The sequence below is a fragment of the Clostridium sp. genome (assembly GCF_050717535.1).
Lineage (GTDB): Bacteria > Bacillota > Clostridia > Clostridiales > Clostridiaceae > Clostridium_AD.
Window position 1 is genome coordinate 1 of sequence record NZ_JBOITM010000067.1, and the last position, 13333, is coordinate 13333.

The 13333-nt window shown below is 30.2% G+C and carries 11 protein-coding genes; 9 read left to right on the plus strand and 2 right to left on the minus strand.

All coding sequences use genetic code 11. The features are described from left to right. The coding region (locus ACREVU_RS09825) for an acyl-CoA dehydrogenase family protein (RefSeq protein ID WP_431551420.1) at positions 1–283 on the minus strand (283 nt) is incomplete at its 3' end. Between the two features lie 746 nt (positions 284–1029). Here ACREVU_RS09825 and ACREVU_RS09830 point away from each other — a divergent pair. From ACREVU_RS09830 to pssA, 8 genes are all read left to right on the plus strand, one after another. After that, the gene (locus tag ACREVU_RS09830; protein ID WP_431551421.1) at positions 1030–1464 is read left to right on the plus strand and encodes a hydrogenase maturation protease; all 435 of its coding nucleotides are present in this window, start codon (positions 1030–1032) and stop codon (positions 1462–1464) included. A gap of 171 nt (positions 1465–1635) precedes the next feature. Continuing rightward, positions 1636–2874 (plus strand): ATP-binding protein, encoded by a 1239-nt coding sequence (locus ACREVU_RS09835; RefSeq protein ID WP_431551422.1) that lies wholly within the window; start codon positions 1636–1638, stop codon positions 2872–2874. 2 nt (positions 2875–2876) lie between these two features. After that, positions 2877–3752, plus strand: coding sequence for a DNA-binding domain-containing protein (locus tag ACREVU_RS09840; RefSeq protein WP_431551423.1), 876 nt, complete (start codon positions 2877–2879; stop codon positions 3750–3752). 178 nt (positions 3753–3930) lie between these two features. Then, a complete protein-coding gene (gene gltS, locus ACREVU_RS09845) occupies positions 3931–5139 on the plus strand; it encodes a sodium/glutamate symporter (protein WP_431551424.1) in 1209 nt (402 codons plus the stop codon). A 327-nt stretch (positions 5140–5466) separates the two neighbouring features. Continuing rightward, the gene (gene gltS / locus ACREVU_RS09850; RefSeq protein WP_431551425.1) at positions 5467–6675 is read left to right on the plus strand and encodes a sodium/glutamate symporter; all 1209 of its coding nucleotides are present in this window, start codon (positions 5467–5469) and stop codon (positions 6673–6675) included. A 234-nt stretch (positions 6676–6909) separates the two neighbouring features. Beyond that, complete coding sequence (locus tag ACREVU_RS09855; RefSeq protein ID WP_431551426.1) at positions 6910–8643, plus strand: sigma-54 interaction domain-containing protein; 1734 nt, start codon at positions 6910–6912, stop codon at positions 8641–8643. Positions 8644–9034: 391 nt separating this feature from the next. Continuing rightward, positions 9035–10213 carry an acetyl-CoA C-acetyltransferase gene (locus tag ACREVU_RS09860; protein WP_431551427.1) on the plus strand — a complete coding sequence of 393 codons (1179 nt, stop codon included), beginning with the start codon at positions 9035–9037 and terminating at the stop codon, positions 10211–10213. 156 nt (positions 10214–10369) lie between these two features. Next, the gene (gene pssA / locus ACREVU_RS09865; RefSeq protein ID WP_431551428.1) at positions 10370–10888 is read left to right on the plus strand and encodes a CDP-diacylglycerol--serine O-phosphatidyltransferase; all 519 of its coding nucleotides are present in this window, start codon (positions 10370–10372) and stop codon (positions 10886–10888) included. Positions 10889–10957: 69 nt separating this feature from the next. Here the strand turns inward: pssA and ACREVU_RS09870 are convergent, their stop codons facing one another. After that, positions 10958–11725, minus strand: a complete 768-nt coding sequence (locus ACREVU_RS09870; RefSeq protein ID WP_431551429.1) for a polysaccharide deacetylase family protein — start codon at positions 11723–11725, stop codon at positions 10958–10960. Positions 11726–12103: 378 nt separating this feature from the next. Between ACREVU_RS09870 and hydF the strand changes: the two genes are divergently transcribed. Next, entirely contained in the window at positions 12104–13294 is a 1191-nt protein-coding gene (gene hydF / locus ACREVU_RS09875; RefSeq protein WP_431551430.1) for a [FeFe] hydrogenase H-cluster maturation GTPase HydF, read from the plus strand. The last annotated feature ends 39 nt before the right edge of the window (positions 13295–13333 follow it).

Genomic DNA, 13333 nt, shown 5'->3' on the forward strand with positions numbered 1-13333 from the left:
AACATAATGATGTATGTGCTGATAAAATAACTCCTGTAGTTCCACATGCTTTTGATAATTCCTCAACAGCAATAACGTAAGATAAATTATCTCCGCCAGCTCCACCAAATTCAGTGGAAATTGGAATGCCCATCATATGGTATCTAGCCATCTTCTCTACGGTTTCTGAAGGAAATCTTTCTGTCCTATCTATTTCAGCAGCTATTGGTTCTACGACCTTTATTGTAAATTCCCTTACCATTTGTTGTACAAATTCTTGTTGTTTTGTAAGCTTAAAATCCATAAACCTTCCTCCTCACTATTCTCCGAGAAAGATAACAACTAATATAATTGTTATCTTTCACTTCTTTCTTAAAAAAATCAAGTGTTATTAAATCATTCAATGCTGTGGAACTTTACATATTTAATATAAATTTACTAACGTTTACAGTTTCTCATTTTCAGCATTGAGCTAGTTTAAATACTAAACTTCCAATTAGATACGTCATAGAAATCAAATTAAAACTTTGTATTCATAAATATGGATAGCAAGAATAATGCCATTTTTAATTTTAAATTATATTATCAAACTTAAAATAGGGAATCCACTTGATACATGGAATCTACTTAATATAGCCAAAGTCTATTATTTAGTAAGTTAGTTTTTTAGTGTTTTGTTACTGGTTTTACTTTTTAACTTTAAACATTTTGTTCGATAATATGTACAATCTAATTAGTTTATAAGGAACTATGCCTAATTACATGAACACTTTGTTAGAATGTATAACATAATTGTGTTCTAATCCGTACATATATTTGTAATTGTAGATATAATAGCACACTACATTTTGTTATTTTAAATAAGATAATGTAAAGGAATTTATTGTATGGTATCTAATAAATAAGCATGTATTTCATTATTTAATATAGGAAGAAGCTCTATAAAATGTAACACTACAGATAAGAGATCAGAATTAGAGTTAATACCGCATAATAGAAAAACTTTTTCAGTATATATATATATATAAGGGATAAGTAGGGGGAGTTAATATGAGTGAAAAAGTCATCGCTATAGGTAACAGGCTAATGTTGGATGATGCAGTAGCAGTGTTGATTTTAGAAAAAATTAAAAATACCTTAGAGGATAAAGGGATTGAAACTATTATGGGAGAAACAGATTTAGATTTTTGTTTTTCAAAATTAAACCAGGAAGATGTATTTTATATTATGGATTCAACATATTATGGGAATATTCCAGGCACAGTAACTTTTAAAAGTTTAAATGATATGGTGAAGACTAGAGGCAAGATTAAGTCTATTCACTCATTAGGCTTAATGGAATTAGTTAATGATTACAGGATGGATATTAAGGGCTATTTCATAGGAATAGAAATTGCCAATATAGATATTAACGTTGGACTTAGTAATGAACTGAAGGGTCAAATAGAATATATATCTAAGGAAATATTGAATTTTATAATATAGTAAGGTCCATCCTAACATCTTAAATTTTAAACTATTCATTTAATATCCTCAAAGATTTATGCTTTGAGGTATTTTGCTTGTTATTTATCTGATTGTGACTTATCATTAAGTAGTATAACTAAACGTATAAGAAGGTAAAGTTAAATAATATTCATTTGTTTGGAGGATTATATGTCAAAGATTAAGAGATATATTATGATATCAGTAATTGTAGCACTATTTGGAGAGATATATTTTTATCCATTTGAGAGTCAATTTAAATTTTCGGCAGGGGTAATTATTTTAAATTTATGCATACTCATAATGGAAGACATGTCAGCAGTAACAATGGCGGTTCTATGTGGTTTTAGTGTATTTATTACAAGAAGTATTTTTGGAATTTTACTGCTGCACCAGGGGATTGTAGATACAATATCTTTTAATTTTCCTTCGCTTGCATATTATTTACTCTATGGAGTGCTTCTTTGGGTTACAAGAGTTAAAAAATATAGGAGTAATATAGTAAACACAATTTTTTTATTAGCATTGACAGATTCATTCTCTAATATATTGGAAGCTTTGTTGCGAAATAGTATTAATCTCTATATAGTAAGAATTATAATTTTGGTGGGATTTATCAGAGCATCCGTATCCTATTTTGCATATCTTACTAATAGTAAACAAAATTTGTTCATTTTGAATAGTGAACATCAAAAGAGATATACAGAACTAAATTTGTTGATTTCAAATATACAGGCAGAAATGTTTTATTTAAAGAAATCAATGAATGATATTGAAGAGGTAATGTCAAAAAGCTACAGTTTATATGAAACCTATAAAAACAATGAATATTTAAGAGAAAAGACCTTGGATATCGCTAGAGAGGTGCATGAAATTAAAAAAGATCATTATAGAGTGTTAAAGGGATTTGAGGCACTTATAGAGAATTTTGAAGATGAAGCTGCTATGTCGCTTTCCAATATTTTTACAATTATTAAAGATAATACTAATAGATATATAAAAGAGAGTAAGAAAGAAATAGTAACTTTATTTCATTTTCAAAAGGATTTTACTGTTAAGGCTCATTATAATCTATTTGTTATGCTTAATAACCTAATTGTAAATAGTATAGATGATTGTGAAAGTGGAGATTCTATCAAAATATATGAAAAAGAGGATGAAAACAATATATATTTTGAAGTAAGTGATACTGGAAAAGGAATTGATGAAGACATTATCCCCTATGTTTTCAATCCAGGGTTTACTACTAAGTATGATAAAATAACAGGAAAGTCTTCTACAGGCATAGGGCTTTCACATGTGAAAAATATTATTGATGATTTAGGTGGACATATAGAAATAAAATCAGATGGACTCTCAGGTACTACTTTTATATTAAAAATACCTAGAAAATCATTGAATGGAGGATAACTATGGGAGAAACCTTTTTGATCTTAGATGATGATATTAATATTAGAAAAATGTTAGGAATTCTCATAAAAAAAAATAATCTTGGAAAGGTTATATGTGAAATAGATAGTGGGAAAGATGCAGTGCAAGAAATTTTGTTTTATAATCCAGATATAGTACTAATTGATCTTTTGCTTCCTGTAGTGGATGGCATTGAAATAATGAAGGATAGCAAAAAACAAGGCTACAAAGGTAAGTTTATTATGATATCTCAAGTAGAGGATGATGCAGTTGTATCAAAGGCATATGAAAATGGGATAATTTTTTTTATAAGTAAACCCATAAATAGTATAGAGGTTATTAATGTCATTAAAGGTATCTGCCATAATATTGAACTTGAAAATTCATTAGCACTTATAAAAAATGCAGTTTTAAACTTAAATAGTGATAAAAGTGTAGGGAAAGAGTTACTTTTAGATGAGAGAATAACTAACATTTTTGCTGATATAGGCATTGCTGGTGCTACAGGAAGTAATGAGTTAATTGTGATTATACATAAAATAATAGAGTTTAAAAAAAGGAATCAAACTTCTACATATAAGCTACAAAAAATATACCATGAAATTGTACTAGAACAGCAGGGCGACGGAAATCTAAATGCAAATAAAAAAGCTTTAGAGCAAAGGGTCAGAAGAACTATTCAAAAGGCTTTGGAGACTATATCAGAGCTGGGTTGTGATGATTATAGTAGTAGTATCTTTATGGAGTATAGTACTCTATTATTTGACTTTAAACAAGTAAGACAGGAAATGAGACATATAAACAATGAATTGGAGGAACCAGGAAAGATTAATACAAAAAATTTCATCGAAAGTATTATTACTAAATTAGGTTCATAATTGTTTTAATAGTTTAGCATAATGTTATGATAAAATGTGTAAAAGATGTGAAAGTCATGAATATTTTAAAATTTATTTTTTCAATGAAGTATTTTGTAGTATTTCGTTGTTAATTGTATGAACTCTTTATAATATATTATATAATGTAATATAAAAAATATATAAGGGGGTATATCAAATGGCTTTTAAATTAGATATGGTTCAAGCAGCGGCACTAGCAGTTGTTGTCTTATTTATAGGACAGAAAATTAAAAATAAGTTGGTTTTTTTAGAAAGGTACTGTATACCGGCACCAGTAATTGGAGGTTTGCTTTTTGCAATAATAACTTTAATATTAAAAGTAAGTGGCTTATTGGTTTTTGATATGGATGTAACTCTTCAAAAACTATTTATGACGGCATTCTTTACAACGATTGGTTTTACTGCAAGTCTTAAATTACTAAAAAAAGGTGGAAAAGGAGTTTTTATATTTTTAGGAATATCCGTAGTACTTGTAATTCTTCAAGATATTACAGGGGTTACACTTGCTAAAATGTTTGGTCTAAATCCACTTATAGGACTTAGTACAGCTTCTGTTCCTATGGTTGGTGGACATGGAACTGCAGGTGCCTTTGGTCCAATATTTGAAAAAGCAGGCGCAGTAGGGGCATCAACAGTAGCAATGGCATCAGCAACCTTTGGTTTAATTATGGGTAGTGTTATTGGTGGGCCTATAGGTAAAAGATTAATTGAAAAAAATAATATTTCGTATCCTATGAAAACGATTAATTCTGATACGGCTAAAGAAGCAGCAGTAACAAAAGAAGAAACTGGAAAACAGATGATTCCTGAAAACTTTATGGGTGCTGTATCTCAGATATTCATAGCAATGGGAATAGGTACAATTATATCTATGCTTCTAGAAAAAACAGGTATGACTTTTCCAGTATACATAGGTGCGATGTTTGCAGCTGCAATTATAAGAAATATATCTGATTCTACAAGCTTATTTAAAGTTAACTTAGATGAAATTGATATGATAGGAGGTATTTCATTATCTATATTCTTATCAATGGCATTAATGGGATTAAAATTATGGCAATTAGCGGATTTGGCTGTACCTTTAATAGTAATGTTATTAGCTCAAACTGTATTAATGGGATTGTTTGCATATTTTGTAACCTTTAATTTAATGGGTAGAGATTATGATGCAGCAGTAATGTGCTCTGGTAATTGTGGATTTGGTATGGGAGCTACACCAAATGCAATGGCTAATATGGGAGCCATGACAGATAAATATGGACATGCTCCAAGAGCATTTTTTATAGTGCCACTGGTGGGAAGTTTATTTATAGATTTCTGTAATGCAGGAATTATTACCACGTTTATGAATGTGTTTGGAAAATAATAAATTCACTATTACTTTAATTCTGTAGTTTAATATTTTTCAAAGTATGTATTACTAAGAAATTCTTTTAGTAATACATACTTTTTTTATGTTAAAAATTAGTGGTTAATGAAAAAGGATAGTTTTATGTTTTAAAGAATTACTGCTAACTATTGTATTCAATTATAAAAAAAATAAAAAAGTTTAAACAATAAAAACAGTTCAAATAATACCAATAGTTTGAAAAATTAATTTATTTATGAGAGAATCTGTAGCATTGTGTTGTTATTTGTAGAAGCCATGTATAATTAAATTAGATACTAAAAAATTATATAGGGGGTATAGCAAATGACTTTTAAGTTAGATATGGTTCAAGCAGCTGCACTAGCGGTTGTTGTATTGTTTATAGGACAAAAAATTAAAAATAAGTTAACTTTTTTAGAAAAGTACTGTATACCGGCACCAGTAATTGGGGGTTTGATTTTTGCAGTAATAACTTTAATATTAAAATTAACTAACGTATTGGTTTTTGATATGGACATAACTCTTCAAAAATTATTTATGACGGCATTCTTTACAACTATTGGTTTTACTGCGAGTCTTAAATTACTAAAAAAAGGCGGAAAAGGAGTTTTTATTTTTTTAGGAATATCCGTAGTACTTGTAATTCTTCAAGACGTTACAGGGGTTACACTTGCTAAAATGTTTGGCCTAAATCCACTTATAGGACTTAGTACAGCTTCTGTTCCTATGGTTGGTGGACATGGAACTGCAGGTGCATTTGGTCCAGTATTTGAAAAAGCAGGCGCAGTAGGTGCATCAACAGTAGCAATGGCATCAGCAACTTTTGGTTTAATTATGGGTAGTGTTATTGGAGGACCTTTAGGTAAACGATTAATTGAGAAAAAGAATCTTTCATACCCTATGAAAACGATTAAGTCTGCTGCGGCTAAAGAAGCAGCAGTAACAAAAGAAGAAACTGGAAAACGGATGATTCCTGAAAACTTTATGGGTGCTATATCTCAGATATTATTAGCAATGGGAATAGGTACAATTATATCTATGCTTTTAGAAAAAACAGGTATGACTTTCCCAGTATATATAGGCGCTATGTTTGCAGCTGCAATTATAAGAAATATATCTGATTCTACAAGTTCATTTAAGGTTAACTTAGATGAAATTGATATGATAGGAGGAATTTCATTATCTATATTCTTATCTATGGCATTAATGGGATTAAAATTATGGCAATTAGCGGATTTAGCTATACCTTTAATAGTAATGTTATTAGCCCAAACAATATTACTTGGATTGTTTGCATATTTCATAACCTTCAATTTAATGGGTAGAGATTATGAGGCAGCAGTAATGTGCTCTGGTAATTGTGGATTTGGTATGGGAGCTACTCCAAATGCAATGGCTAATATGGGAGCTATGACAGAAAAATATGGACATGCTCCAAGTGCATTTTTTATAGTGCCACTGGTGGGAAGTTTATTTATAGATTTCTGTAATGCAGGAATTATTACCACATTTATGAATGTGTTTGGAAAATGATAAACTCTTTTATTTTCACAATTTTGTAGTTTAATATGTTCGAAAGTATATATTACTAAAGGAACTCTTTAGTAATATATACTTTTTTTATTACGTAAAATTTAGTATGAACAAAAGCCAGGTATCATTTTCCATCATACAAATGAAGCTTTTCACAAGGATTTTTAAATTATGTCTTGATAAAAAAAACTATGAACTTTATAATTGTTTTATATGCTTAAGGGAAGGTGACAAATGGATACAATTAATAATTACTATAATGAAATTATAGGCAATATTAATGAAGGCGTTATTGTTATAGACAACAGTGGTATTATAAAAATCATTAATAATGCAGCTGGAAAAATGTTGATGGTTAATGTAAAAGATAGCATAGGAAAATGTATATTAAATGTAGTTCCACATAGTGAATTATTAAGTGTAATTGAAAATGGAGACACACAAATAAATATTGAAGAAGAAAAATTTATTGTAACTCGTAAATCAATAATTGAAAATGGCGAAGTAATAGGTGGACTCCAAATATTTAGTGAAAAAATTGAGAACAAAGAATTAACAGATTCAAAAAATAATACGTTAAAAAACTTTAACAATAATGGTAATGTTCCTGAGAAAATTTTAAATACAATTATTAATACTGTAAATGAGTCTGTGGTGGTAGTAGATAAAAATGGAATAATAACTATGATGAGTAATGCATATAAGGAGCTTATTAATTGTGAAAATCCAGAGGGAAAGCATGTAACGGATGTTATTGAAAACACAAAATTACATATAGTAGCAAAGACCGGCGAAAAACAATTTGGTGAACTTCAAGAGACTAACGGGCATAAGATGATTTCAATGAGAGTGCCCATAGTGGAAGATGGTAAAACTATAGGGGCTATTGAAAAAGTAATGTTTAAGGATTTAAGCAATTTCAAAATATTAAGTAATAAATTGTCTGATTTAGAAAAAGAGGTTAAATACTATAAACATGAGCTGAGTGGGGATGGAAAAGCATTATATACTTTTCGTAATATCATAGGGCACAGTGCTAAGAGCCGCGAGGTAATGCATCTGGCCAGAAGAGTAGCTAAGATAGATTCAAATGTTTTAATTACTGGTGAAAGTGGAACGGGTAAAGAACTTTTTGCACACTCTATCCACAATGCTAGTAGTAGATGTCTAAAGCCATTTGTGAAAATTAATTGCGGTGCTATTCCAGCAGAGCTTTTTGAGTCGGAAATGTTTGGCTATGAGGAGGGTGCTTTTACTGGTGCTAAAAGATCAGGTAAGAAGGGTAAGTTTGAACATGCCAATGGGGGTACTATTTTATTAGATGAAATTGGTGATATGCCTATGAATATGCAGGTTAAACTCCTAAGGGTTATTCAAGAAAAGGAGTTAGTGAGAGTTGGCGGAAACGATGTTACTCAAGTTGATGTGAGAGTTATTGCTTCTACTAATAAGTCCTTAGAAAAGTTAATTAGTGATGGTAAATTTAGAGAGGATTTGTATTATAGGTTGGATGTTATGCATTTGAAATTGCCGTCACTCAGAGAAAGAATAGATGATATCGAGGAATTATCAAATGTGCTTAGGATGAAGATAAGTAAAAAATATGGTATTTATACTGAGGGAATTTCAAGTGAAGCCATTGATTATTTAAAATCATATAACTGGCCGGGGAATATAAGACAACTTGAAAATGTAATAGAAAGAGCTATAAATCTTTTGGATGGAGAACTTTGTATAGTGTCAAAACATTTGCCGGAGAAAATAATAAAGAATAAGATAAAAAAATATTCATTAGGAAATAATTATTTGAAAGATGTTGTTGAAACCCTGGAAAAGGACCTGATTATGCAGTGTATAAAAAAAACTGATGGAAATAAAAAAGAAACAGCAAAAATATTGGGGCTTAGTAGAGCTGGATTATATAAAAAATTAAACCGATATAATTTAACGAAAGAGACCAATCTATAATAGTACACATGTAAACAAAGTTTACATGTGTTGTTTTTATATAAATAATAGTCACGGTAATTTAGGTAATAATTACATAAAAAACTAAATGTACAGTTATATCAACGCATTGAAAACACTTTTAGTGATTTTTTTAACAATGAGGTTAGAATATTAACAAACTAAAAGTATAAAAAATCATGTAATTATTAACGTTAACTAAGTTTACACTTGTTGTTGAAATTTGTGTTATAATAAGGAGAGATGTTGATATAGTGTACTTTATAAGAATTTATCAACTTGGCATGAAAAATGCTAGTATTATATGTATAGGAAAGAAATTAAATCGAATGATGAATTCCTATTATATTGTAATAGTCTATTAAAGGAATAAATAAATGGAGGTTAGAATATGAGAGAAGTAGTAATTGTATCAGCAGTAAGAACAGCAATAGGAAGTTTTGGTGGAGAATTAAAAAATGTAGGAGCCGTAGAATTAGGTGTTATTGCAGCTAAAGAAGCTATAAAAAGAGCAGGTATTAAACCGGAAATAATAGAAGAAGCTATAATCGGTAACGTAATACAAGCAGGACTTGGACAAAATGTTGCAAGACAAATAGCTGTTAAATCAGGAATGGATGTTTCATCTTCAGCATTTACAATAAATAAAGTTTGTGGTTCAGGACTTAGAGCAGTAAGTTTGGCAGCACAGATTATAATGTGTGGAGATGCAGATGTAATACTTGCAGGTGGAACTGAAAGCATGAGTTCTGCACCATATGTGCTTCCAAACAACAGATGGGGTGCAAGGATGGGAGACGGTAAAGTAGTTGATACTATGATTAAAGATTCTCTCTGGGATGCATTTAATGACTATCATATGGGAATAACAGCAGAAAACATAGCAAAAGAATGGAATATAACAAGAGAAGCTCAAGATCAATTTGCTTTGACAAGTCAATTAAGAACTGAGGCAGCTATTAAAGCTGGTAAGTTTAAAGATGAAATTGTTCCAGTTATAATTCCTCAGAGAAAAGGTGAACCAAAAGTATTTGATCAAGATGAATTCCCAAAATTTGGTTCAACTATTGAAAAAATAAGTAAATTAAGACCAGCATTCAAAAAAGATGGTACTGTAACAGCAGCTAATGCATCAGGAATAAATGATGGTGCAGCTATGTTTATAGTAATGTCAAGAGCAAAAGCTGACGAATTAGGAGCTAAGGTTTTATGTACTATTAAATCTTACGGTTCAGCCGGAGTAGATCCAAGTATAATGGGTTATGGTCCAGTTCCAGCAACTCAAAAAGCTTTGAAAAAAGCAGGAATGACTATAGCTGATATGGACTTAATAGAAGCTAATGAAGCATTTGCTTCTCAATCATTAGCTGTACGTAAAGATTTAGGATTAAATCCAGAAATAGTAAATGTCAATGGTGGAGCTTTAGCATTAGGTCATCCAGTAGGTTGTTCAGGAGCAAGAATACTTGTTACATTAATACATGAAATGATAAAAAGAGATTCTAAAACTGGACTTGCTACACTATGCATAGGTGGCGGTCAAGGAACTGCTGTTATTGTTCAAAGATAATAAAACAGAAAGACCAGCAAAAAAAATGCTGGCCTTTTTTTATTTCGTTATAATTTTTAATAAGAAAAATTAATATAGATTTAATAATAATATGGCATAATACTAAAGAATAAGTGTTAGGAGTATGGTATACTTATGATTATAGGAGTGATATAGATGGTTAAAATAAAAAATGCTGTTCCAAACATGTTTACCTTAAGTAATATGTCTTGTGGAATTATGTCTATACTTATGAGCTTTGAGGGCAATTATAAATTAGCAGCACTATTTATTCTTTTAGCAGGTATATTTGATAGATACGACGGCAGAATAGCTAGGTATTTAAAAGTAGATAACGATTTAGGTAAAGAGCTAGATTCATTATGTGATTTAATATCTTTTGGTGTAGCACCTTCCATATTGATATTTAATATTTATAGTTTTGCTTCACTAGGGTCTATTGGATATTTAATGGTTTTGATTTTTCCAGTAGCAGGGGCATATAGGTTAGCAAAATATAATATTACGGATTTTGATGGAGTTTTTTCAGGAATTCCCATTACTATTACTGGCACATTTTTAGCACTCTATGCATTACTCATGTTTCATAGACCTTCAAATTTAGGACCTACTATTTTTTTGCTGATTGTATTATCTTATTTGATGTTAAGTAAATTTAAATTTAAAAAAATGTAATAATATAATTTGAAAAAAACTTAGAAAGCGCAATTATAGCACTTGCCTCACTTTATGGTGGGGCTTTTTTTAGTTTCTGAATTTATAGTAATATTCAGGAGTATCTTCAGTAATAGCTTTAAATATATAACCTGATTCACTATAATATTGTATGATCTTAGGAAGAGCTTTTACTGTGTTTTTATTATTAAAATTGCAATGCATTAGAACCATGGCAGCATTTTTATTACCTTTAATAATTCGCGAGTTTTCAACAAGTTGTGAGACACTTAAGTTAGGATTTATGCCATCGTAAATATTAACATTCCAATCATAAACTTTAAAACTATTTTTATGAAGAGTTTCTAAAGAAAAAGCATTTAGATGTTTAGAGCTACCACCAGGAAACCTAATAATTTTAGGTGTGATACCTATTACTTCCTGAATTTTATCGGAGGTTTTTTCCATTTCATAGATTAAATCCTCTGTGCTTCTATATATTTTTTTAAAATTATGACTATAGGTGTGAAGACCAATACTATGACCTTCAAGGTATATTCTCTTAAGGATTGATTCCTTTCCTTCGATTTCTTTACCTACTACAAAGAAAGTAGCTTTTACATTTTCCTTTTTTAATATATCTAATAGTGCAGCCGTTATAACATAAGTAGGACCGTCGTCAAAAGTTAAATAAGCAATCTTTGATGTTCTAAAATCACTAGAGTCTTTTAATGAAATATTTAAAGGCTTAAATACCGGGCTGTTGTGTATTATATTTTTTGTATGGGAACTTCTAGATAAAAATAATAGAATAATTAGGGTAGTAAAAAGGAAAATAGTTTTTTTTCGCAGAGTCATATCATCAACCACCTTTATTATTTTTCACATTTTCACATTTAGTTTACCCAAACAACACTATATTAAAGCAGTATATTTTTTATTACTTAATGCATTGACAATTAATACTGAAATTTTGTATAATTATCTTGTTTAATAGAGTTAGAAGTATCTGACTGTATGGAAAAAATAAGTAGTCAACTACCCTAAATTGATAGTGTTTTTACACTTAAATTTATAAAATTTAATGATTTCAAATTTTACCTAATTGTAAAGAATTTTCTGAGCAAAAAGGAGGGAAAAAGTTTTAACACTAACAGGTATACTTTGACCTTCTATATTCTTAGAGGGTTTTATTATTTAGAAAAAATCATAATTTTAAAATAGGAGGTATCTAGTATGCAAGGAACACCGAATGCTAATAGGCTTCATATAGCTATTTTTGGGAAAAGGAATGTGGGTAAATCTAGTTTAATTAATGCAATCACAGCACAGGACATTGCTTTAGTGTCTGAACTAGCAGGGACTACTACAGATCCCGTATATAAGGCTATGGAGCTACTTCCAATAGGCCCTGTTGTAATTATAGATACTGCAGGACTTGATGATAGGGGCGAAGTAGGAACACTTAGAGTAAAGAAGACCAAAGAAGTTATGGATAAAACGGATTTGGCACTTTTGGTTATAGATGGTAATGTTTCAGATTTAAGTCTAGAACGCGAATGGTATGAGGATTTAAAGAAAAGAAAAATTCCTGTAGTTGGAGTTATTAACAAAGTTGATAAAGGTGATGTGGAATTAGATAGGATTCAAAAGCTAATAAATATAGATTTTGTTAAGGTAAGTGCTAAAGACAAAGTGAATATTGATGAACTAAAAAAAGCAATTATGAAGATGGCTCCAGAGGATTTTGAAAAGAGTACAATTGTTGGCGACTTAGTAAAACCAAAGGCAATAGTATTGGTTGTGGCGCCACAAGATATTCAAGCACCGAAAGGGAGATTAATACTTCCACAGGTTCAAATAATAAGAGACCTTCTTGATAACGATGCAATGGCATTAGTAGTAAAGGATAGTGAACTTCAGGATGTTTTAGATTCACTAAAACATAAACCAGATTTAGTAATTACAGATTCACAGGTGTTTAAGAAAGTTAATGCTATAATACCAAAGGATATACCGCTTACTTCGTTCTCTATACTTATGGCTAGGTATAAGGGGGATTTAGATATTTTAGTTAAAGGTGCAAGGGCTATAGATACCCTAAAACCAGGAGATAAGGTGATTATAGCAGAGGCCTGTACACATCATCCACTAGAAGGGGATATTGCAAGAGAAAAACTTCCTATGTGGCTAGAGGAAAAAGTAGGCGGAAAGTTAGATATAACGGTTTGTGCGGGAAGTGCTTTTCCAGAGGATTTAAGCGAATATAAGTTAATAGTTCATTGTGCCGCATGTATGTTTAACAGAAAACAGCTAATGGCTAGAATTAAAATGGCTAATAATGAAAAACTTCCAATTACAAATTTTGGTGTTGCTATAGCTCATTTAAACGGTATATTAGATAGGGTGCTTAGTGCATTTGAATAAGATGCTTTTAAAAAGCATCTTATAAAATAAATTTATATC

What these genes read in the sequence shown, in the direction of transcription:
- ACREVU_RS09830 (WP_431551421.1), top strand. Translation starts at nt 1,030, where the DNA reads ATGAGTGAAAAAGTCATCGCTATAGGTAACAGGCTAATGTTGGATGAT.
- ACREVU_RS09870 (WP_431551429.1), bottom strand. Translation starts at nt 11,725, where the DNA reads ATGACTCTGCGAAAAAAAACTATTTTCCTTTTTACTACCCTAATTATT.
- hydF (WP_431551430.1), top strand. Translation starts at nt 12,104, where the DNA reads ATGCAAGGAACACCGAATGCTAATAGGCTTCATATAGCTATTTTTGGG.
- pssA (WP_431551428.1), top strand. Translation starts at nt 10,370, where the DNA reads ATGGTTAAAATAAAAAATGCTGTTCCAAACATGTTTACCTTAAGTAAT.
- ACREVU_RS09835 (WP_431551422.1), top strand. Translation starts at nt 1,636, where the DNA reads ATGTCAAAGATTAAGAGATATATTATGATATCAGTAATTGTAGCACTA.
- gltS (WP_431551425.1), top strand. Translation starts at nt 5,467, where the DNA reads ATGACTTTTAAGTTAGATATGGTTCAAGCAGCTGCACTAGCGGTTGTT.
- ACREVU_RS09840 (WP_431551423.1), top strand. Translation starts at nt 2,877, where the DNA reads ATGGGAGAAACCTTTTTGATCTTAGATGATGATATTAATATTAGAAAA.
- ACREVU_RS09855 (WP_431551426.1), top strand. Translation starts at nt 6,910, where the DNA reads ATGGATACAATTAATAATTACTATAATGAAATTATAGGCAATATTAAT.
- ACREVU_RS09860 (WP_431551427.1), top strand. Translation starts at nt 9,035, where the DNA reads ATGAGAGAAGTAGTAATTGTATCAGCAGTAAGAACAGCAATAGGAAGT.
- gltS (WP_431551424.1), top strand. Translation starts at nt 3,931, where the DNA reads ATGGCTTTTAAATTAGATATGGTTCAAGCAGCGGCACTAGCAGTTGTT.